Below are 19,898 nucleotides of genomic sequence, written 5' to 3'. Positions count from 1 at the left end.
GAGCAGTGTGCCACGGCCGTCCAGACCGTCACACAGCACTCTGCATTTTTCAGAGTGACTCTTGCCAAGTGTTCACGGCGGGGCGATAGTGGCAAGCGTGATTCCGTCCGCGCCCTTAGGAACAGACGCCACCGCGGGCTCCCTGGGCCTCGGTGCCGCCATGGGAGCCGGCCCTTCGGGGACCGCCGCTGCCGAGCGCCGGTTCCGTTTCGAGCTGGCCGCTCATCCGGGTTCTCCCTCACAGGCCAGACGCCTGACACGGGCCCGGCTGAGCGGCTGGTCGGTGTGCGAGGACATCTGCGACACCGCGGCCCTGGTCGTCTCCGAGCTGGTGACCAACGCGATCGTGCACACCGCGAGCAGACACATAGTGTGCGAGCTGCACGACGGCACCGACCTGGTCCGCATAGCCGTGCGCGACGAGGGCTGCGCCCCCGGCCAGCCCCACCCCTCGGCCGATCAGCAGCCCGACGACGAGCACGGCAGGGGACTGCTTCTCGTGGACGCCCTGTGCGACGCCTGGGGCGCCCACGAACACGGCCCCGGGCTGCTGGTCTGGGCCGAGCTGCCGCGCAAGGCCGACGGGCCGCGCGACCCGTCGGAGCCCCACAACGACCTGGGCTGGGGCGCCCGCCCGAAGCCCGGCCCCGCCGACGGCACGGGTGACGAGGGCGAGGCGGAGGGACGCCGTCGAGAGGCGCGCCGCGGAACGGGGACCGAATGGCTATGAGGGCTGCGGCCGGCATCCGACCGCTCGGTCTGGACACCCTGGTCCGCCTGCAGCGCGGGCTGACCACCCACGGAGCGCCTTCCGCGACACCCCGGCGGCTGCCCGTGCCGGACGGCATGACCGCCCCGCTGGGCTGCGACGCGGTGGCGGTGCCCGCCCGCTTCGGCCCGCTGGTGCTGCCCCGGCTGCCGCGCGTGGGGTGCGTCTACGCCGACGACGCGCACTGGTGGTGGATCGTCCCGTCCGACTCCGACTACGCACTGGAGTGGCCCGCGCCCGCGCGGTACGCCACGGGCGCGGTCGTCCCCGACACCCCGGGTCTGCCGGGCCTCATCCACCGCCCGGACGGCACGGTCCCCTACACCCCGCCCATCCCGCTCTACCTGGCCCTGTGCCGGCTGACGAACACGACGCCGACGTGGTCGCGGCCGGTGAGCGCATAGGCGCCGCCGCGCCCTCCCGTCCCTCTTCGCTCCCCCGGCTCCGCCCCGCACGCCCCCTTCCGGCTTCCTCCGGCCGGGCGTGCGCCCGCGCGCTCCGGCCTCCCCCGTCCACGCCCTGCCCGTAGGCGTCCGGCCCCCGCGATAGTGGCCGTCCGTCCACGATGGGGAGGCAGATGGTGCGCAGGAAGGGCGGCACGGAGGCAGCCGGGGTGTCGGAGTCGGAGCGGCTGCTCTTCGGCGGTCCGCTGCGCTACGACATGGGGTGGAACCAGCACGCCGACGCGTTTCTGGAGCTGGGCTTCCGGGCGATGCTGACCCGGTTGCCGTCCCTGCTGTCGTCCAGCCTCCGGCTCGCCCGGCAGGCCGACCCGCAGGCCGCGCGGACCGTACTGGCCGCCGAGGTGGGCCGGGGTCTGGCACAGGCGGTCAGTCTGCTCGCGGTCAACAGCGTGCTGGCCGGACTGATGGCCGCCGGCCCCATCGAGGAACGTCTGCGCGGAGCGGTCCCGGCACTGGTCACCGTAGCGACGGTGATGCTGCTCGCGGCACTGCTGCGGGCGGCCTCCACGTACGCCACCGGACGGCTGGAACCCAAGGTGGAGCGGGTGGCCACCGAGCGGTACCTGGAGCGGGCGGCGGCCGTGGAGCTGTCCGCGATCGAGGACCACGCCTTCCACAAACTCCTGGACACCGCCCAGTACGGCGCGGCCTCCGCACGGCGCATGATCATGTACGGCACGCGCGTGGTGAACGCGATGATCTCGCTGATCGCGGCGGCCGGCGTCCTGACCGTGCTGCATCCGGCGCTGCTGCCGCTGCTGGTGACGATGACCCTGCCGAGCGCCTGGAGCGCGCTGACCCTGGCCCGCCGCCGGTACGAGTCGTTCCACGCCTGGGTGCAGCACGAACGCGCGGGGCGGCTGCTGGGCAGTCTGCTCATCGAACCGGCCGCGGCCCCGGAGATCCGGGTGCACGGCGTGGGCCCCTTCCTGCTGCGGCACTTCCGCGCCATGTCGGAGACCGCCGAGGCGGAGCAGGCCCGACTGGCCCGGCTGGCGGCGCGTACGGGGCTGATCGCGGCGGCGTGGACCGGGCTGGCCACTGCGGCGACGTACGCGACACTCGGCGGGCTGCTGCTGGGCGGAGCGATGTCCCTGGCGGTGGCGGGTACGGCCGTGATCGCCATCCGCACCGGCTCGCAGAGCCTCGGCACCCTGGTCGTGGAGGTCAACGCGCTCCACGAGGAGGCCCTCTTCGTCGGCGACCTGGAACGACTGCACGTGGAGGCGGCCGACCGGGCCATTCCGTTGGGCGGCGCCGCGCTACCGGAGGACCCGAAGGAGATCCGCTTCGAGAACGTCACGTTCCGCTACCCGGGTGACGCCACCCGCCCGGCGCTCGACGACGTGACGCTCTCCCTGCCGCTGGGCCGGATCGTGGCGCTCGTCGGCGAGAACGGCTCGGGCAAGACGACGCTGGTGAAACTGCTCGCCGGGCTGTACACCCCGGACCGGGGCCGGATCACGTGGGACGGCGTCGACGCGGCGACGGCGGACCGGCAGGCGCTCGCCGAACGCGTCGCGATGGTGGCGCAGGACTTCAAGCGGTGGCCGTTCACCGCGCGGGTGAACGTCGCGGTGGGGCGCTCCTCGACGCCGCTCGGCGACGACCGGGTGGCCGCGGCGGTCGCCGAGGCCGGGGCCGAGGAGGTGGTCGCGGATCTGCCGCGCGGCCTGGACACCCTGCTGGCCCGCAACTTCAGCGGCGGCCACGAGCTGTCCGGCGGCCAGTGGCAGCGGGTCGGGATCGCCCGCGCGGCGTACCGGCAGGGCCGCATCCTCATCGTGGACGAGCCGACGGCGGCCCTGGACGCCCGGGCCGAGCTGGAGGTCTTCGAGAAGATCCGCGCCCTGGCCGGCAGCGGGCAGACGGTCGTCCTGATCACCCACCGGCTGGCGTCCGTACGCCACGCCGACCTGGTGCACGTCCTCGACCAGGGCCGGCTCGTGGAGTCCGGGACACCGGACGAGCTGCTGGCCACCGGTGGCGTGTACGCGGAGCTCTACTCCCTCCAGGCGGAACAGTTCACCAGGGCGCCGGTGCCCGCCCCGAAGGCGGGCTGACGTCAGGGGCGCGCCGGCCCGTCAGGCGGCCACGTCACCGGCGGCGTCGCCGGCCCGGACGATGACCAGGAACATGTCCGTGGCGAGGTCCATGACGACCTCGGCGGGCAGGCCCTCCAGACGCCGCGCGTTCGCGAACTCCTCCGCCGGCCAGGAACCACGCGGTCCGCCGGCGGGAAAGCGTTCGAGCACCGTTCGCCCGTTCACCCTGCACCTCCATGTAGCGCTGTACTCGTAGAGTTAAACGCCAACCATGGAGCGATCGCCTCGCGGAGTGATGACACTGAGACATAGTTGACACTCGTTCACCGCAAAGTGTGAGCTGCGTCTCAGCCGTTCGGCCTCCTTCGCTACGGTGCGTGTCAGTCCTCGTACTCGTCGTGGTACCGGATTCTCTCGCTCCCCGCAGGCGCACCGAGAGCCGACGCGCGTCCCTCGGGTTTCTCCCACTGCTCCTGCCGACCGAGAGCGGTCAGGTCGAGCAGGCTGGTGGTCGAGCCGAGTCCGTCGAGGCCGCGTTCGTACGTCGAGTAGGTGTGGAAGACCCGGTCGCGGTCCCGCAGGAAGCAGCTGAGCCCGGGCCGCTCGACCAGCTCGCCCTCGTGTTCGAGGGTCACCTCGAAGTCGGTGTTGAAGTCGCTGACGTACGACGAGTACCAGGGCAGCGTCCAGCCCATCCGCGCCTTGAACGGAAGGATCCGCGGGTACGGCGCCCGGGACACGGCCGCGAACGACGTACCGCGCGCCCTGAGGTGCGCGAGGTGTCCGATCTGGTCCAGGAACGCCGAGCAGCTGCGGCAGCCGGCGTCCCACTCGGGCGCGAACATGAAGTGGTAGACGACGAGCTGGTCGCGTCCCTCGAAGAGGTCGAGCAGCGTGGCCTTGCCGTCGCCGCCCTCGAACACGTAGTCCTTGTCGACCTCCACCATGGGCAGCCCGCGCCGCTCGGCGTTGAGCGCGTCACGCGCGCGTGTCGCGGCCTTCTCCTTGGCCAGTAAGGCCTCGCGCGCCGCGCGCCAGTCCGCGCGGGTGACGATCTCGGGCAACGACATGGGATCCAGCTCCTCCTGTGCGAGACACGACGGTCCGTCGGAGGTGCTGACCGACGGGCGGAGCGGAACTCATCGCGGCTCGGCAAGATTTTTTCCGGCACGCCGCCGGGGCGCCGCGGGGGCGCCGCCAGAATGCCGCCGGCCTCGGTGTTTTCAGGTGTCGTACTCCTGGACGCGCCGGCCGTGACCGCGGTCGGTCAGGGCGGGCAGCCGCTCTCCGAGTTCCCGCACCACCGCGGGGACGTCGAGGGTCAGCAGCTCGCGGTCCCGCATGAGGACGCGCCCGTCGACGATCGTCGTGCGCACGTCCGCGGACCGCGCGCTGTGCACCAGGGTGGCGGCGAGGTCGTGCACGGGCTGGGTGTGCGGGCCGGTGAGGTCGACGAGGACGAGGTCGGCGCGCCGCCCCGGCGCGACGCGGCCGGCGGTGTCGCCGAGGCCGACCGCGCGGGCGCTCTGCAGGGTGGCGTGGTGAAGGGCCTGACGTGAGGTCAGCCAGCGGGGGTCGCCCTCGGTGGACTTCTGGATGAGGGAGGTGAGCGCCATCGACTCCCACACGTCCAGGGAGTTGTTGGATGCGGCGCCGTCGGTGGCGAGCCCCACGGGGATGCCGGTGTCGCGCAGGGCGCGCACGGGTGTGGTGGTAGGCCAGGCGAACTTGAGGTAGCCGCGGGGCGCGGTCGCCACGGCCGTACGGCCGCCCGCGCGCGCGAGGAGCGGCAGATCGGTCTCGACGATGCCGGTGCCGTGCGCGATGAGCACGTCGGTGTCGAGGATGCCGGTGCGTTCCAGGATCTCGATGGGGGTGGCCCCGTGCCGGGCCAGGCTGGTGTCGGTCTGGTCGCGGTTCTCGGCGGCGTGGAGGTGCACGGGCAGGCCGTGGTCACGGGCGAGTCCGGCGGTGGCGGCGAGGTCGGCGTCGGTCACGGTGTAGGGGGCGTGCGGGGCGAGGGCGGTCGTGATCCGGCCGTCCGCGGAGCCCCGGTGCCGCAACGCGAACTCCAGCGACCCCTCCCGCCCTTCGGGACCCTGCGAGGAGAAGTACGCCTGGCCCAGCAGCGCCCGCATCCCGCACTCGGCGACCACGGCGGCGACGGCGTCCATGGCGAAGTAGTGGTCCGCGAACGTCGTCACCCCCGCACGGATCATCTCGGCGCAGGCGAGCCGGGCCCCCAGCTCCACGTCGCGGTCGGTGAGGTTGGACTCGACGGGCCAGACGACGTCGTTGAACCACTCCTCGGTGGGCAGATCCTCGGCGAGGCCCCGCAGGGCCACCATCGGCGCGTGCGTGTGGCAGTTGATCAGCCCGGGGAGGGCGACCTGGCCGCGTGCGTCGATGCGGTCGACTGCCGCGAGGCCCTGGACGGCGGCGGCGGTCGTCACGGAGTCGACGACTCCGTCCCGTACGACGACGGCCGCGTCCTCCTGGAAGCCGATCCGCTCCCGGTCGTCGTGCACGAGGACGGTGCAGCCGGTGATGACGAGATCGGCGGGCTTCTCACGGCTCTCATGGGAAGAAGGCGTCATCACGCCAACGTACGGTGCCGCCCCACGCGCCCGCGCCGCTCCTCGAGTTCGTCCCGCAGTCCGGCGAGCCGGTCGGTGTGGCGGGGCGTGAGCCGGCCGGTGTCGTCGAGGTGCACGGCGCACGCGGTGGTGGTGTCGACGAGCCGTTCGAGGACGGCGGCGACCTCGTCCGCGCCCTCCGAATGCCGGGCGAGGGCGGGCAGTTCCGCGGCGGCGAGGGCGATCGCGGCGCGGGCCTCCGCGAGTGTGCGGTAGGCCTCGCGGCGCAGCGTCCACCGGGCGGCGCGGTCGCCGGACTCGCTCAGTACGTGGGCGAGGTAGGCGTGGGCCGCGGCGTCGGCGACGTCGATCCGGGCACGGATGCCGCCGCCCCGCTGTCCCGGCATCGGCAGATGCCCGACGACCAGGACGATCGCGCAGGCCAGCAGCGTCTCGCCGATGCGGCTGACGGAGGCCTGCGGTTCGCCGCCGACCATGACCAGCGCGAGGACGAGGACGGTGACGACGGTGGTCTGGGCGGCGAAGTGCCGCGCGGCGACCGGCACCAGGGCACCGCAGACGGCGACGAGCGCGACGAGCCCTTCCGGCCGGGGCAGCACGGCGGCGAACCCGGCGAAGACGAGTGCCCCCAGCACGGTCCCGGCCGCCCGGCACAGCACCCGGGAGACGAGCGGGCCGAGGTCGGGCTTGACGAGGAAGACGGCGGTGGCGGGCAGCCAGTACCAGTGCTGGTGGGACCCGTACCAGTGGCCGTGGTGCAGTACCTGGGCGACGGCGGCACTGGCGCCGAAGCACAGGCCGACGCGCAGCCCGTACTCCCTTCCGCCCGCGCCGAGGACGGTGCGGGCCAGGGAGACGACCGGCCGCCTGCGGGTGTGCAGGTCCCGGCCCCTGCCCCGGTCGAAGGCCTCCGCGGCGTGCAGCAGGGCGTCGTCCAGGGCGCGCAGCGCGGGTTCGGTGCGGGTGGGCGCGGGCAACGGTCCCGCGTGGACGCTGCCGCGGACGGCCGCCGCCAACCTCCGGGGCCCCTCCGAGGCCCGCGCGGGGACGGCCTGCTCGGCCCACGCGAGGGCGGTCGCGGCCTCGCCGAGAGGCAACGCGGCGGCGTACTGGGCGTGCAGCCGCCGTTCGGCCGCGGACGAGGCGTAGCGCCGCAGCCGGGGTCCGGCGAGCGCGTCCTGCGCGTGGTCGAGGGCGGCGGTGAGCGCGGCCCGGCGGGCGACGGCCTGCTCGGTGCCGGCCGCGTCCAGGAGCGCGGCCACGGCGTCGTAGACGTCGGCGACGGCCGCCCGCTCCCCGTCGAAGCGGAAGTCGAGGCGGGTGCCGGGGCGGAAGTCCCCGGTGAGGGAGCCGGGTGTGGGCAGGACCAGCCGCAGCGCGAGCAGCCATCCGGCGCCGGCGAGGAAGGCCAGCACGCTCTGCCACCCGGGGTCGGGCAACGGCATCCCGGCACCGACGGCGCTGGTGACGAGCAGTTGCGTACCGGCCCCGGACGCCACGGTCCCGGCGGCGCTGACCCCTCCGGCGACCAGTCCGAGCGTGGTCAGCACCAGGGTCAGCGGTACGGCTCCGAGGTGCTGCCCGGCGTACGTCCCGACGAGCAGCCCGACGGCCCCGGCGAGCGCGGGAACGCCGATGCGCCGCACGGAGGTACGGCGGCTGCCCGGCCGGTCGTTGATGCCGGCCAGCATGGCGGCGATGGCGGCGACAACCCCCAAAGAGGCCCGGTCGGCGAGCACGGCGGCGAGCAGCAGGGGCCCGCCGGCCAGCGCGCCCCGGGTCACCGCGCTCCAGGGCACGGGCCCGCGCTGGGCTCTCAGGGCGTGGGCGATCCAGGGCGGAAGCGAGAGGCCGACTCGGCGTGCGGGGCGGACGGTGCGGGACACGGGGCGCGGGGCTCCTGTCGTCTGGTCGAGGGCGGGGGTGAGCCTTCGGGCGACGGTGGCCGGGCTGTGTGGTGTCGGGCTGTGTGGTGTCGGGCGGTGCGGTGTCTGGCGGTGCGGTGGGTCGGTGTGTGGTGCCCACGCTAAGGCGTGTTCTTGGAGGACGGGGGACGGACGTGTTTCGGGGATGTGACGACCGGCCGGAACGGCGCGTTCTTTATGAACGCAATCGGGTCGTCCTCGTGAACGCGATCAGCTCGCGCCTCGTTCCCGCCCCTCGTGGCGGCCCTGGCCTCCCCGGGCCCCTTCCACGGCCTCGCGCAGGAGTGCCTCGGTGTCCGTGACCGACCGCGCCAGGGCCTCCGGCCCGGGTGTCAGCTGCGCCAGCAGCCCGTCGACCCCGTCGGCCCCGCCCAGCCCGGCCCGTCGCACCATCCCCTTCTCGTTGGTGACCCACTCCCCCCGTGCCGCCAGTACCGCGTGCGCCGTCTGGGTCGCGGCCAGGGCGATCGCGCCGGCGACCTGTGTGACGGCGCCCTTGGGCGCGTGGCCGGCCCTGGCGTAGGCGAGGGTGGCCGTGGCCGCGCCGTGCCAGCGCTCGGGGGCGGTGGCGCGGAGGGCCTCGGGGTAGGCGGGGCGGGGCAGTTCGCCGCGCAGCACCTCGTTGATCGCGAGCTCCGCGACCACGAGGTACGTCGGGATGCCCGCGAGGTGGAACATCAGCGGCTCGACGCCGAAGCGTCCCGCCTCCGCCTCCGCCACCTCGTGCTCGACCACGTCCAGGTCGCGGTAGTGCAGGTCGACCCGGCGTCCGTCGATCGTCAGCCAGGCGCCTCCGTTGAAGACACCGCCGCCCCATGCGCCGACCTCGGAGACCTCCCCCGCCCAGCCGAGGGCACGGACACCGTCCGGGTCGAAGGCGCCCCGGTAGTAGACGGCCAGGTCCCAGTCGCTGTCGGGCCCGTGGGTGCCCTGGGCCCGGGAGCCGCCGAGGGTCACCGCCCGGACGTCGGGCAGGGCGGCGAGGCGGTCGGCGGTGGTGTGGAGGAAGGCCTGGTCCGTGAGGGAGGGCACTGCTGCGGGCTCCTGACGGGTGGAAGCGGGGGCGGGCGGACGCCGGAAGCGTACGTGGAGGCCGACCGGCGGCACGAGGCAATTGTCGGTGGCTCGCGCTGTCGTTGGGCTGTCGATGGAGGGAAATTCGGATGCGAGGACGAGCCGCGGAACGGACGATCGGGAGGTCGACGTTCACCGTCCCAGGAGCCCACGTGATCCAGCGCACCACCGTGCCGGGCCTTTTCCCGCCGCCCACCTACTCCCATGCCTCCGTCGTCGAGGCCGGGACGAAGCTCGCCTTCCTCGCCGGGTCCGTTCCGCTCGACGCGGAGGGGAAGCTGGTCGGTGAGGGTGATCCGGTCCGGCAGGCCGAGCAGGTGATCGCCAACCTCACCGAGCAGTTGCGCTCCGTCGGGAGCGAGTTGAGACACGTTCTCTCGACCGACGTGTACGTGGTCAGCGGCGAGACCGCAGCGCTGTCCGCCGTCTGGGACGTCGTCGAGGCGTCCGGACTCAGCACCGGCCCGCACTCCTCGACGCTGCTCGGGGTGAGCTGCCTCGGGTACCCGGGTCAGCTGGTGGAGATCACGGCGACGGCGGCCGTGCCGGAGGAGATACGTCCGTGAACCGGGAGGGAGACGGGCCCGTCCTCCTGCGACGGGCGGCGGCCGCCGACGCGCGTGCGGCAGCCGGCGTCTGGCTGGCCTCCTTCACCGCCGCGCTGCCGACCGTGGTCCGGCCCCGCGCCGACGAAGAGGTCCTGGACTACTTCCACCACGTGCTGGTGCCCCTGCGTGAGACGTGGGTCGCGGAGGCGGCCGGCCGCGATGTCGTCGGCGTGATGGTGCTGGAGGAGGGGGAGCTGTCGCAGTTGTACCTCGCCCCGGACTGGCGAGGGCGCGGCATCGGGGACCGGTTCGTCGCGCTCGCCAAGGAACGCAGGCCGGAAGGGCTCTCGCTGTGGACCTTCCAGGTCAACGCGCCCGCGCACCGCTTCTACGAGCGGCACGGTTTCACGGCCGTGGAGTGGACGGACGGCGCCGGCAACGAGGAGCGGGAGCCGGACGTGCGGTACGTCTGGGAGCCGTGGGGCACGGGCTCGGCCGTGGGGTCGTAGGGCACGGGCGCGGCCGTGGGTGGACCGGCCGGACGTGCCCCACGGCCCGTCAGGCGTCGGCGCGTGCGTACCTGTCCGTCGCCGCCACCAGCACGTCGTCACCCATCGTTCCGGCGTCGTGCCCGGCCTCGTCCACGACCACCAGTTCGCTGTCCGGCCAGGCGTGGTGGAGCCGCCAGACGACGCCGAGGAGGTTGCCGAAGTCGAGGCTGCCCTGCACAAGGGTGCCCGGGATGCCCTTCAGCAGGTGCGCGTCCCGCAGGACGACGCCCTCGTCGTTGCCGTCGCCGAGGAAGTGATCGTTGCCCCAGTAGTGGGTGACGGTTCGTGCGAAGCCCATGCGGAACTCCGGGTCCTCGAACCGGGCGACCGAGCGGGGCGGCGCGGGGATGATCGCCGTCTCCCAGTCGGTCCAGGCGCGCGCGGCCCGGGCCCGGACTCCGGCGTCGGGCGACTCCAGCAGCCGGTTGTACGCGGCGGCCGTGTTGCCGTCCCGTTCGTCTGCCGGCAGTTCGGCGAGGAACCGTTCGTGGGCGTCGGGGAAGATCTTCCCCAACCCGCGCGTCAGAAGGGCCACTTCGGCGTTGGAGCCGGTCGCGACCCCGGTCAGCACCAGCTCGGTCACCACTCCCCGGTGCGTCTGCGCGTACCGCAGTCCCAGGATCGACCCCCACGACACGCCCCACACCAGCCACCGCTCGATGCCGAGGTGGACGCGCAGCCGCTCCAGGTCCGCCATGATGTGGGCGGTCGTGTTGACGCTCATGTCGGTCTCGTGGTCGCTCGCCGGAGGGACCGACCGTCCGGCGCCGCGCTGGTCGAGGAGCACGATCCGGTAGGCGGCCGGGTCGAAGTACCGTCTGAGATTGGGGCTGGTGCGGGACCCCGGTCCTCCGTGCAGCACCAGCGCGGGTTTGCCGTGCGGGTTTCCGCAGGTCTCCCAGTGGAGGCGATTGCCGTCACCGACATCGAGCATGCCGTGGTCGTACGGTTCGATCTCCGGATACAGGCCCATCGGGGCACCGTAACGCCGTCGGCCCGGGACGTTCACCCCCTTTACTCCGTGGGCCCTACGCCTTGGGCAGCCCCGCCGTCCCGGCCGCCGTGCGCAGCACGTCCCGGAGCATCTCGGGGGTGAGACGGCCGGTGAAGGTGTTGCGCTGGCTGACGTGGAAGCAGCCGAAGAGATCCAGGCCGGGCCCCTCCGAGGCGTCCAGCGTGACGTGCGCGCCGTGCGTGAAGGCGGGGCGGGGGCGGGGCACCGTCCAGCCCGCCCCGGCGAACGCGGGCAGCGCCGCCTGCCAGCCGAAGGCGCCGAGTACCACCACGGCCCGCAGCGTCGGCCGGAGCAGACCCAGTTCCTGGACGAGCCAGGAACGGCAGGTGTCGCGCTCGGTGGGGGTGGGCTTGTTGGCGGGCGGGGCGCAGTGCACCGGCGAGGTGACGCGCACGCCGTACAGTTCCAGGCCGTCGTCGGCGGAGACCGCGGTGGGCTGCGAGGCGAGACCCACGTCGTACAACGCCTGGTACAGCACGTCTCCGGAGCGGTCACCGGTGAACATCCGGCCGGTGCGGTTGCCGCCGTGGGCCGCGGGGGCGAGCCCGACGATCAGCAGACGCGCGTCCGGCGGACCGAAGCCCGGCACCGGCCGGCCCCAGTACGTCCAGTCGGCGAAGGCCGCCCGCTTGGTACGGGCCACCTCCTCCCGCCAGTCGACCAGCCTCGGGCAGGCCCGGCACCCCGCGATCCGCTGGTCGAGTACGGAGAGGCCGCTGGTGTCCATGCCTCCACCGTAAGACCACGGGCCCTGGTGCCCGGCTCTCGGCCCCCGGCCACGGGCGACCGCGACAGCGCCGGGACCGCCCCGGGGCCGCCGCCCCGGGACCGCGGAAATAGGAGTCCCTCTCGCCCGGCCGAACGGTAGGGTCGAGCCATGGCTTCCGAGCATGACGAGGGCAGGAACGGCGGGGCGGCCGACCCACAGGACACCACCGGGGCCAAGGCCGGCACGAAGGCCGCCGACAAGACCGCCGACAAGACCGACGGCACGGCTGCCGCGACCCTGTCCCCGGACCCGAAGACCGCCGCCGCGATCGCCGCCGCGGAGGCGGCCGGGCCGCAGAACGGCGGGAGCGTCCGCGTGGACAGCTGGATCTGGGCCGTCCGCCTCGTCAAGACCCGCTCCCTCGGCGCGACCGCCTGCAAGGGCGGCCATGTCCGGGTGAACGGCGAGCGGGTGAAGCCCGCGTACTCGCTGCGCGTCGGAGACGAGGTGCGCCTGCGGCACGAGGGCCGGGAACGCGTAGTCGTCGTGAAGCGGCTGATCCGCAAGCGCGTCGGAGCCCCGGTCGCCGTCCAGTGCTACGTCGACAACTCCCCGCCGCCCCCGCCCCGCGAGGCCGTCGCCCCGGCCGGCATCCGCGACCGCGGCGCCGGCCGTCCCACCAAGCGGGACCGTCGCGAGCTGGAACGCCTGCGCGGGCTGGAGGGCCTGAGCCAGGCCCGGCGGGATGCCGAGAACAGGCTCTGAACGCCCGCACCGGCCGCGGCTGGTCAGACCCGCCCGCGGCGTGCCAGTCGGAGCAGTTCCTCGTTGTGCCCGCGGCGGGCCCAGGCGATGACCAGCAGCGGCACCAGCAGGATGAGCGGTGTCGCGGCGTTCTCTCCGTCGAAGTAGGTGAGCTGGACGACGAACGCGCCCACCATCAGCGCGCTCAGGGCCGTCGCCGCCACCGACTGCAGCGCCGGAATGAACAGGGCGATCGCCCCGGCCAGTTCGAGGACGCCGATGGCGTACATGCCCGCGTTGCCCCAGCCCATCTCGGCGAAGGAGTCCGCCGCCGAGGAGTGCGCGACCAGCTTGGGCGCGGCGCTCGCGACGGCGAAGAACAGCGCGAGCAGCACCTGCACCGCCCGCAGGGTGATCCGGGCGCCGCGCCCCCGGGTCGACGTGGCGAGGTTCGCGGAGGGCGCGGAGATGGAGGAAGCCGTGGCGGCGGTGGTCTCGGACATGAAGGTCTCCTGAGCTGAGCGGTCCGTGATGCAGTCAGGTATTCAGACCGCTCGCCCGCCCGGAACTCATCGCCGATCCTCTACCTCCGGGCCACGGGAATCGCCCTCACCCATGTCCCGTCATCGGTCAGATACCGGTCCACGCCGAGTCCCGCCTCCCCCAGGGCCTCCTCGAACTGTTCCTTGGTCAGCGGCCGGGCCCGGAACGTCTGTGTCCAGACCGCGTCCGGGAACTCGTACTCCGCGTGCACCGCGTTGACGCCGTCCCCGACCGGCTCCGACGACACGATGCGCACGGTGAAGCCGCTGGGGTCCGTCCGCTCACGCGGCAGGTTGGTGTGGTAGTCCTCGCCCTCCCGTTGGATCAGTACACAGCCGTCCTCCGTGACGTGCCGGGCACAGGTGCGCAGCAGTCCGCGGCTCACCTCGGGGTCCCCGGTGTGCACGAGGAACGACGCCAGCATCACCACGTCGAAGCTCTCGCCCAGGTCCAGATCCTCGATCGGGCCGCGTATCGTCCGCGCCCCGCGCACGTGCTCCAGCATCTCGGCGGACTCGTCCACCGCGGTCACGGCGAACCCCCGCTCCAGCAGCGGATGGGTCATGCGCCCCACACCACTGCCCAGCTCCAGGATGTGCGCCCCCTCGGGCACGGCGGCGGCGACGATGTCGGGCTCGGCTCCGGCGGGCAGCCTCGAATAGAGCTCGACCGCGCAGCCGTCGGGCGTGATGGCTCCGGGGCCCGTCCCCTGGTGTCCCTCTCGCATTTTCAGCTCCATGCCCGTCCAACGGGCCGCCCCCGCACACCCGTTCCCACCCGGCACCGGTTCACCCGACCGAGTGAACGGAGCCCACCGTCAGAACGGGAACCAGCCGTGCCCGATGTACCAGTGGCCGCCCGCCCGCAGGTGGTCCCCGACGGCCCGTTCCAGCGAGGTGCGCCGCGGCAGCCCTTCGACGGACAGGCAGGGGTTCCCGAAGACGAAGCGGACAGTTTCCTCGTCGGCGGGCTCGGTGTCCTGGGCCGCCCGAAAGCGTTCCTGGAACCGGACGATGTTCGAGTCGGCCGCCAGGTACCGCTTCAGCCGCGGGTCGAGGAGCCAGGAGTGGCACGTCGCGGCACGGTACGGCTCCTCGGGAAAGTGCCGGCGGAAGAACTCCCTGGCGAGGCCGAGCGAGCGGTCGCAGGCGGCCGGTGTCAGCGGCCCGCGGTAGTCGGGGACGTGCAGGTTCAGGCAGGGCTCGCCAGGCACCGCGTCCATCCCGGCCGACCGCAGTACCGGCGCGGTGCGCTGCCCGATCGTGGCCCGTTCGAACTGCAACCGCCCCAGCTGGTACAGCTCTCCCCGGAAGTGGTGCACCAGCCACCGCGGGGCCCGCACCCCGCCCGTACCGTGCCGTCTGCGGTGGCTCGCCATGTTCCGTCCCAGGTCGGCGAGGGTGTGCCGGGTGGTCTCGGCCGGGATGCCGCGCTCCCGGTGGTAGGCGCGGGTGTACGGCAGCGCCGCGACGAACACGTACGCGGCGAAGTACCCGCCCAGCGCCCGAGGAGCCTCGGCCAGCCCCTCCCCGAAGCGCCGCATGTGCTCCGGGTCCGCGGCCGGCTCCCCGAGGTCCCGCACCAGCTCCTGGACACACTCCTCCAGCAGCCGCACCGTTCCGGCATCGCGTGTCACTCCGCCGCGCAGCCCCACCAGTGCGTTGATGTCCTCGTGCGGGACCGCCAGGTCGAGCAGTACGTCGGGCAGGTCGTCGGCCTCCGGCAGGTCGTTGGCCTCCGGCAGGGCAGGGCGGTTCTGTGGCACGGCTCGTCTCCCCCTCGTCGTCTCCCGGAGTACGTTTTCCACAGGAGTGGTGATCCGATGCGTACCGGGTTGGGGCCCCGAGGAGCTGACCGTCAGGAGTCGAACCGCGCCTGCTGCAGATACTCCGGATTCGGGTCCAGAGCCGCCGCCAGCCGGAAGTGCCGCCGGGCCTGGTCGGGGCAGCCACGGCGCTCATAGGTGCGGGCGAGTGCGAAGTGCGCGAACGCGTTGTCCGGCTCACGCTCCAGGACGATGGTGAACTCCAGCTCGGCCGCTCTCAGTTGTGCCGCCGCGAAGAAGGCACGCGCGCGCAGCAACCGAGCGGCGGTGCTCTCCGGATGCGCGGCGATGACCCCGTCGAGCAGTTTCACCGCGCCCCGCGGGTCCCGCGCCGCGAGCAGTTGCTCGGCGGCACGGAAGTCGATGACATCCGTCTCCGGAGTACGTCCGGTCGAACCGCTGGTCTCGGGCACGGCAGAGTCCTTCCCTCACTGAAAGGGATCAACGCCCGCGCGGGGACCGCTATTCCTGGGACGGGCGGGGCGACCGGAGCGTTGAGGAGGCGCCAGGGCGCTCAGCGCGGCGCGTGCGCCTTGCGGGCCAGCTCGGCCCACACCTCTGCCACGCGGCGCCGCAACTCGTCCAGCGGTACGTCGTTGTCGACGACCACGTCCGCGATCTCCCGGCGCTGCTCGCGCGTGGCCTGGGCGGCCATCCGCGCGCGTGCGTCCTGCTCCGTCATGCCGCGCAGCCGTACCAGCCTGTCGAGCTGGGTGGCGGGGTCGGCGTCCACGACGACCACGAGGTCGTACAGCGGTGCCAGCCCGTTCTCCGTGAGCAGCGGAACGTCGTGGACGACGACGGCGTCCTCGGCGGCGGCTTCTTCGAGGGCACGGGACCGGTCGGCGACCAGGGGGTGCACGATCGAGTTCAGCGCGGCCAGCTTCTCCGGGTCGGCGAACACGATCGAACCGAGTTTCGGCCGGTCCAGGCTGCCGTCCTCGGAGAGTACGTCCTCGCCGAACGCCTCCACGACCGCCGCGAGCCCCGGAGTACCCGGCGCGACGACCTCGCGCGCGATCCGGTCCGCGTCGATCAGTACGGCGCCGTGCTCGACGAGCAGCCGCGACACCTCGCTCTTGCCGGCGCCGATCCCGCCGGTCAGGCCTACTTTCAGCATGAGCGGAAGCCTAGGGCCTGCCGGTGACGGCCTTCCTACCGGGCGGCTCCTGACGGGCCGGGCCGAGAGCGTCAGGTGTCGCCCTCCCGCTCCGCCAGGAACCGTTCGAACTCGCGGCCGATCTCGTCCGCCGACGGGATCTCCACGGGCTCGGCGAGCATGTTGCCGCGGGTCTCGGCGCCCGCGGCCGCGTCGTACTGGTGCTCCAGGCCCTGGATGAGGGCGGTGAGTTCCTCGTCGCCCTCCTGGATCTGCCGGTCGATCTCCGTCTGGGTGCGGAGGGCGTCCGTGCGCAGGGAGTGCGCGATGCCCGGCAGGACCAGGCCGGTCGCCGCGGTGATCGCCTCCAGGACGGTCAGCGCCGCGTCCGGGTACGGGGAGCGGGCGATGTAGTGCGGGACGTGCGCGGCCACGCCCAGCACCTCGTGGCCGGCCTGCAGGAGCCGGTACTCGACGAGTGCCTCGGCGCTGCCGGGGACCTGCGCCTCCTCGAAGGGGCTGCTGTGGCCCGGCACCAGGTCGGCACGGTTGCCGTGCGGGGTGATGCCGACGGGGCGGGTGTGCGGGACGCCCATGGGGATGCCGTGGAAGTTGACCGCGAGGCGGACACCGAGCCGTTCGACGATCTGCCGCACGGCCGCGGCGAAGCGTTCCCACTCGACGTCCGGTTCGGGACCCGACAGCAGCAGGAACGGGGCCCCGGTGGCGTCCTGGACGACCCGCACCTCGATGGCGGGCTCCTCGTAGTCCGTCCAGGTGTCCCGCTTGAAGGTCAGCAGTGGCCGGCGTGCCCGGTAGTCCACGAGCCGGTCGTGGTCGAAGCGGGCGACGACCTGGTGGGGCAGCGAGTCGAGCACCTGGTCGACGATCTGGTCGCCGGTCTCGCCGGCGTCGATGTAGCCGTCGAAGTGGTAGAGCATGATCAGTCCCGCCGACTCCTGGGCGAGTGCCATGTCGACGACGGCCAAGCCCTTCGGCTCCCATGCGTACAAACCCTGCGGATCAAGCACAGTGACCGCTCCCCTCCTGGTGTTCGTACTGCACAACACGGGTCCCGGCCCGGGCATTCCCCGTCCGCGCTCCCGCCCGGCGTCGCCGAACGCGCCGAGGGCCCGCACCCCGGGAAGGGTGCGGGCCCTCGGTTCACGAGCTAACGCTCGATGAGGAGCTCCTGCTCAGCCTGCGTTCAGCTCTGGCCGCCGGCCAGCTTCTCGCGCAGTGCGGCAAGCGCCTCGTCCGACGCCAGGGCGCCGGAGTTGTCGCCGCCCTCGGAGGAGTACGAGCCACCGCCGCCGCCACCGCCGGTGGAAGCGGCCGGAGCCGCACCCGCGGTGTCGACACCCTCGGCAGCGGCCTTCTCGTCCGCCTCGCGGGACTTGATGACCTGCGCCTGGTGCTGCTCGAAGCGCTGCTGCGCCTCGGCGTACTGGGTCTCCCACGCCTCGCGCTGGGTCTCGTAGCCCTCGAGCCAGTCGTTGGTCTCGGGGTCGAAGCCCTCGGGGTAGATGTAGTTGCCCTGGTCGTCGTAGGACGCGGCCATGCCGTACAGGGTCGGGTCGAACTCGACCGTCGACGGGTCGGCACCGAAGGCCTCGTTGGCCTGCTTCAGCGAGAGGCTGATGCGGCGGCGCTCGAGGTCGATGTCGATGACCTTGACGAAGATCTCGTCGTTGACCTGGACGACCTGCTCCGGGATCTCCACGTGGCGCTCGGCCAGCTCGGAGATGTGGACCAGACCCTCGATGCCCTCGTCCACGCGGACGAACGCACCGAACGGCACCAGCTTCGTGACCTTGCCGGGCACGACCTGGCCGATCTGGTGGGTGCGGGCGAACTGCTGCCACGGGTCTTCCTGGGTCGCCTTCAGCGACAGGGAGACGCGCTCGCGGTCCATGTCCACGTCGAGGACCTCGACGGTGACTTCCTGGCCGACCTCGACAACCTCGGACGGGTGGTCGATGTGCTTCCAGGAGAGCTCGGAGACGTGGACCAGACCGTCGACGCCACCCAGGTCCACGAAGGCACCGAAGTTGACGATCGAGGAGACGACGCCGGAACGGACCTGACCCTTCTGGAGGGTCGTGAGGAACGTCTGGCGGACCTCGGACTGGGTCTGCTCCAGCCAGGCGCGGCGGGACAGGACCACGTTGTTGCGGTTCTTGTCCAGCTCGATGATCTTCGCCTCGAGCTCCTTGCCCACGTAGGGCTGGAGGTCGCGGACACGGCGCATCTCCACCAGGGAGGCCGGGAGGAAGCCGCGGAGGCCGATGTCGAGGATGAGACCACCCTTGACGACCTCGATGACGGTACCGGTGACGATGCCGTCCTCTTCCTTGATCTTCTCGATGGTGCCCCAGGCACGCTCGTACTGAGCGCGCTTCTTCGAGAGGATCAGGCGGCCTTCCTTGTCCTCCTTCTGGAGAACAAGGGCCTCGATCTCGTCACCGACGGCGACGACCTCGTTGGGGTCGACGTCGTGCTTGATCGAGAGCTCGCGGCTCGGGATGACACCTTCGGTCTTGTAACCGATGTCGAGCAGGACCTCGTCCCGGTCGACCTTCACGATGACGCCGTCGACGATGTCGCCGTCGTTGAAGTACTTGATCGTTTCGTCGATCGCGGCGAGGAAGGCTTCCTCGTTACCGATGTCGTTGACCGCAACCTGCGGGGTGGTGGCGGTGGTCTCGGTGCTGCTCGTCATGTGGGAAAGGGCTCCGGTACGGACATTGAAGTCGTAGGTACTGCTTACGCCGGGAGCCCGTTTCGCTCTGCAGAAGCCGGACAGCCAAGGAAGCGTCACCGAAACCAGGGGTGACACCTCGAGAACCGAGGGGACATACAACAGATGCGAGCGCGACCTGCTACGTCTGAGGTGCGCAGGCCCGCAGCGCAACTTGTAGCATACGGGGGCAGCCGGGCAGGGTCAATGCGCGAAGCCGCACACCCGGGGCAGATCGTCGCATACCCGGCACAAAAGCCGTCTCCCGAGGCCACGCTGGCCCACAGAGGCCCCCTTTGTGACACGCGGGACCGGCTGCGTGAAGAGCCGCAGACTAGTACGAGGGAGCCGGTCATCCAAGAGCCCGAAGCGTCCGAGGCGTCCGAAGCCACAGGGGCGGAGCCCGAGGCCACCCGGCGTGCCGCCGGTGTCACGGAGAGCTCCCGCGCCAACCGTGGCTGGTGGGACCGGAACGCGGACGAGTACCAGGTCGAGCACGGCACCTTCCTCGGCGACGACCGCTTCGTGTGGTGCCCGGAGGGCCTGGACGAGGTGGAGGCCGAGCTGCTCGGCCCGGTGGAGGATCTGAAGGGCAAGGACGTCCTGGAGATCGGGGCCGGGGCCGCCCAGTGCTCGCGCTGGCTGACCGCCCAGGGTGCCCGTCCGGTGGCCCTGGACCTCTCCCACCGCCAGCTCCAGCACGCCATGCGCATCGGCGGCTCGTTCCCGCTGGTCTGCGCCGACGCGACCGTGCTGCCCTTCGCGGACGGCTCCTTCGACCTGGCGTGCTCGGCGTACGGGGCGCTGCCCTTCGTCGCCGACCCGCGGCTGGTGCTGCGGGAGGTGCGCCGGGTGCTGCGGCCCGGCGGCCGCTTCGTCTTCTCCGTCACGCACCCGCTGCGCTGGGCGCTCCCGGACGAGCCGGGCCCCGAGGGGCTGACGGTGTCCACCTCCTACTTCGACCGCACGCCGTACGTCGAGCAGGACGACGAGGGCCGCGCGGTGTACGTCGAGCACCACAGGACGCTCGGCGACCGCGTCCGGGACGTGGTGACGTCGGGGTTCCGGCTGGTGGACCTCGTGGAGCCGGAGTGGCCGGACTGGAACACGTCCGAGTGGGGCGGCTGGTCGCCGCTGCGGGGCCACCTGATCCCGGGGACGGCGATCTTCGTGTGCGAGCGCGACTGAGCCGCACCCGTCTGTCGCGTGTCCACGCGCGCGTGGAAGGTCGTCCCGCCGGCGTACGACAC

General features: G+C 72.5%; 21 protein-coding genes. 7 read left to right on the top strand and 14 right to left on the bottom strand.

The window, feature by feature from the left end:
* Positions 1–88 precede the first annotated feature (88 nt).
* From RI578_RS29465 to RI578_RS29455, 3 genes are all read left to right on the top strand, one after another.
* Complete coding sequence (locus RI578_RS29465) at positions 89–730, top strand: ATP-binding protein (protein WP_310873898.1); 642 nt, start codon at positions 89–91, stop codon at positions 728–730.
* Positions 721–1,173 (top strand): hypothetical protein, encoded by a 453-nt coding sequence (locus RI578_RS29460; protein ID WP_399061800.1) that lies wholly within the window; start codon positions 721–723, stop codon positions 1,171–1,173. Before RI578_RS29465 ends, RI578_RS29460 begins: the two co-directional genes overlap by 10 nt.
* A 173-nt stretch (positions 1,174–1,346) precedes the next feature.
* The gene (locus RI578_RS29455) at positions 1,347–3,296 is read left to right on the top strand and encodes an ABC transporter ATP-binding protein (protein WP_310873896.1); all 1,950 of its coding nucleotides are present in this window, start codon (positions 1,347–1,349) and stop codon (positions 3,294–3,296) included.
* Between the two features lie 21 nt (positions 3,297–3,317).
* Here RI578_RS29455 and RI578_RS29450 read toward each other — a convergent pair whose 3' ends face one another.
* The 5 genes from RI578_RS29450 to RI578_RS29430 form a co-directional block, all read right to left on the bottom strand.
* Positions 3,318–3,503, bottom strand: a complete 186-nt coding sequence (locus RI578_RS29450) for a hypothetical protein (RefSeq protein WP_121746457.1) — start codon at positions 3,501–3,503, stop codon at positions 3,318–3,320.
* A 155-nt stretch (positions 3,504–3,658) separates the two neighbouring features.
* Entirely contained in the window at positions 3,659–4,348 is a 690-nt protein-coding gene (locus tag RI578_RS29445) for a DUF899 domain-containing protein (protein WP_310873895.1), read from the bottom strand.
* A 153-nt stretch (positions 4,349–4,501) separates the two neighbouring features.
* A complete protein-coding gene (locus tag RI578_RS29440; RefSeq protein ID WP_310873894.1) occupies positions 4,502–5,875 on the bottom strand; it encodes an amidohydrolase in 1,374 nt (457 codons plus the stop codon).
* Positions 5,875–7,761 carry an FUSC family protein gene (locus RI578_RS29435; RefSeq protein ID WP_310873893.1) on the bottom strand — a complete coding sequence of 629 codons (1,887 nt, stop codon included), beginning with the start codon at positions 7,759–7,761 and terminating at the stop codon, positions 5,875–5,877. The genes RI578_RS29440 and RI578_RS29435 overlap by 1 nt, the downstream gene beginning before the upstream one ends.
* Positions 7,762–8,010: 249 nt before the next feature.
* Positions 8,011–8,832: a nucleotidyltransferase domain-containing protein gene (locus tag RI578_RS29430; protein ID WP_310873892.1), complete on the bottom strand. Its 822-nt coding sequence runs from the start codon at positions 8,830–8,832 to the stop codon at positions 8,011–8,013.
* A gap of 194 nt (positions 8,833–9,026) precedes the next feature.
* Between RI578_RS29430 and RI578_RS29425 the strand changes: the two genes are divergently transcribed.
* Both RI578_RS29425 and RI578_RS29420 read left to right on the top strand, forming a co-directional pair.
* Complete coding sequence (locus RI578_RS29425) at positions 9,027–9,440, top strand: RidA family protein (protein WP_310873891.1); 414 nt, start codon at positions 9,027–9,029, stop codon at positions 9,438–9,440.
* Positions 9,437–9,931, top strand: coding sequence for a GNAT family N-acetyltransferase (locus tag RI578_RS29420; protein ID WP_310873890.1), 495 nt, complete (start codon positions 9,437–9,439; stop codon positions 9,929–9,931). Before RI578_RS29425 ends, RI578_RS29420 begins: the two co-directional genes overlap by 4 nt.
* A gap of 49 nt (positions 9,932–9,980) precedes the next feature.
* Here the strand turns inward: RI578_RS29420 and pip are convergent, their stop codons facing one another.
* Both pip and RI578_RS29410 read right to left on the bottom strand, forming a co-directional pair.
* Positions 9,981–10,946: a prolyl aminopeptidase gene (gene pip / locus RI578_RS29415; RefSeq protein WP_310873889.1), complete on the bottom strand. Its 966-nt coding sequence runs from the start codon at positions 10,944–10,946 to the stop codon at positions 9,981–9,983.
* Between the two features lie 55 nt (positions 10,947–11,001).
* Complete coding sequence (locus RI578_RS29410; RefSeq protein WP_310873888.1) at positions 11,002–11,715, bottom strand: uracil-DNA glycosylase; 714 nt, start codon at positions 11,713–11,715, stop codon at positions 11,002–11,004.
* A 150-nt stretch (positions 11,716–11,865) separates the two neighbouring features.
* Between RI578_RS29410 and RI578_RS29405 the strand changes: the two genes are divergently transcribed.
* Positions 11,866–12,462 carry an RNA-binding S4 domain-containing protein gene (locus tag RI578_RS29405; RefSeq protein WP_310873887.1) on the top strand — a complete coding sequence of 199 codons (597 nt, stop codon included), beginning with the start codon at positions 11,866–11,868 and terminating at the stop codon, positions 12,460–12,462.
* Between the two features lie 23 nt (positions 12,463–12,485).
* Here the strand turns inward: RI578_RS29405 and RI578_RS29400 are convergent, their stop codons facing one another.
* From RI578_RS29400 to rpsA, 7 genes are all read right to left on the bottom strand, one after another.
* The gene (locus RI578_RS29400) at positions 12,486–12,944 is read right to left on the bottom strand and encodes a DoxX family protein (protein WP_310873886.1); all 459 of its coding nucleotides are present in this window, start codon (positions 12,942–12,944) and stop codon (positions 12,486–12,488) included.
* Positions 12,945–13,024: 80 nt separating this feature from the next.
* Positions 13,025–13,711 carry a class I SAM-dependent methyltransferase gene (locus tag RI578_RS29395; RefSeq protein WP_310873885.1) on the bottom strand — a complete coding sequence of 229 codons (687 nt, stop codon included), beginning with the start codon at positions 13,709–13,711 and terminating at the stop codon, positions 13,025–13,027.
* A 90-nt stretch (positions 13,712–13,801) separates the two neighbouring features.
* Complete coding sequence (locus RI578_RS29390; RefSeq protein ID WP_310873884.1) at positions 13,802–14,749, bottom strand: acyltransferase domain-containing protein; 948 nt, start codon at positions 14,747–14,749, stop codon at positions 13,802–13,804.
* 92 nt (positions 14,750–14,841) lie between these two features.
* Positions 14,842–15,222, bottom strand: coding sequence for a tetratricopeptide repeat protein (locus tag RI578_RS29385; protein ID WP_121746472.1), 381 nt, complete (start codon positions 15,220–15,222; stop codon positions 14,842–14,844).
* A 101-nt stretch (positions 15,223–15,323) separates the two neighbouring features.
* Positions 15,324–15,929: a dephospho-CoA kinase gene (coaE, locus tag RI578_RS29380; protein WP_310873883.1), complete on the bottom strand. Its 606-nt coding sequence runs from the start codon at positions 15,927–15,929 to the stop codon at positions 15,324–15,326.
* Positions 15,930–16,000: 71 nt separating this feature from the next.
* Positions 16,001–16,939 carry a PAC2 family protein gene (locus tag RI578_RS29375; RefSeq protein ID WP_310873882.1) on the bottom strand — a complete coding sequence of 313 codons (939 nt, stop codon included), beginning with the start codon at positions 16,937–16,939 and terminating at the stop codon, positions 16,001–16,003.
* Positions 16,940–17,115: 176 nt separating this feature from the next.
* Positions 17,116–18,630 (bottom strand): 30S ribosomal protein S1, encoded by a 1,515-nt coding sequence (rpsA, locus tag RI578_RS29370; protein WP_310873881.1) that lies wholly within the window; start codon positions 18,628–18,630, stop codon positions 17,116–17,118.
* Between the two features lie 225 nt (positions 18,631–18,855).
* Here rpsA and RI578_RS29365 point away from each other — a divergent pair, with 225 nt between their 5' ends.
* Positions 18,856–19,836 (top strand): methyltransferase domain-containing protein, encoded by a 981-nt coding sequence (locus RI578_RS29365; protein WP_310873880.1) that lies wholly within the window; start codon positions 18,856–18,858, stop codon positions 19,834–19,836.
* Positions 19,837–19,898 lie beyond the last annotated feature (62 nt).

This window comes from Streptomyces sp. BB1-1-1 (genome assembly GCF_031597775.1).
GTDB classification, from domain to species: domain Bacteria; phylum Actinomycetota; class Actinomycetes; order Streptomycetales; family Streptomycetaceae; genus Streptomyces; species Streptomyces thinghirensis.
This window is presented reverse-complemented; position numbering and strand designations above follow the sequence as displayed.

Bases quoted from the DNA above. Each gene is read 5' to 3' on its own strand.
- RI578_RS29405 (WP_310873887.1), top strand. From the start codon at position 11,866: ATGGCTTCCGAGCATGACGAGGGCAGGAACGGCGGGGCGGCCGACCCA.
- RI578_RS29455 (WP_310873896.1), top strand. From the start codon at position 1,347: ATGGTGCGCAGGAAGGGCGGCACGGAGGCAGCCGGGGTGTCGGAGTCG.
- RI578_RS29460 (WP_399061800.1), top strand. From the start codon at position 721: ATGGCTATGAGGGCTGCGGCCGGCATCCGACCGCTCGGTCTGGACACC.
- RI578_RS29410 (WP_310873888.1), bottom strand. From the start codon at position 11,715: ATGGACACCAGCGGCCTCTCCGTACTCGACCAGCGGATCGCGGGGTGC.
- rpsA (WP_310873881.1), bottom strand. From the start codon at position 18,630: ATGACGAGCAGCACCGAGACCACCGCCACCACCCCGCAGGTTGCGGTC.
- RI578_RS29395 (WP_310873885.1), bottom strand. From the start codon at position 13,711: ATGCGAGAGGGACACCAGGGGACGGGCCCCGGAGCCATCACGCCCGAC.
- RI578_RS29445 (WP_310873895.1), bottom strand. From the start codon at position 4,348: ATGTCGTTGCCCGAGATCGTCACCCGCGCGGACTGGCGCGCGGCGCGC.
- coaE (WP_310873883.1), bottom strand. From the start codon at position 15,929: ATGCTGAAAGTAGGCCTGACCGGCGGGATCGGCGCCGGCAAGAGCGAG.
- RI578_RS29365 (WP_310873880.1), top strand. From the start codon at position 18,856: ATGCGCGAAGCCGCACACCCGGGGCAGATCGTCGCATACCCGGCACAA.
- RI578_RS29440 (WP_310873894.1), bottom strand. From the start codon at position 5,875: ATGACGCCTTCTTCCCATGAGAGCCGTGAGAAGCCCGCCGATCTCGTC.
- pip (WP_310873889.1), bottom strand. From the start codon at position 10,946: ATGGGCCTGTATCCGGAGATCGAACCGTACGACCACGGCATGCTCGAT.
- RI578_RS29400 (WP_310873886.1), bottom strand. From the start codon at position 12,944: ATGTCCGAGACCACCGCCGCCACGGCTTCCTCCATCTCCGCGCCCTCC.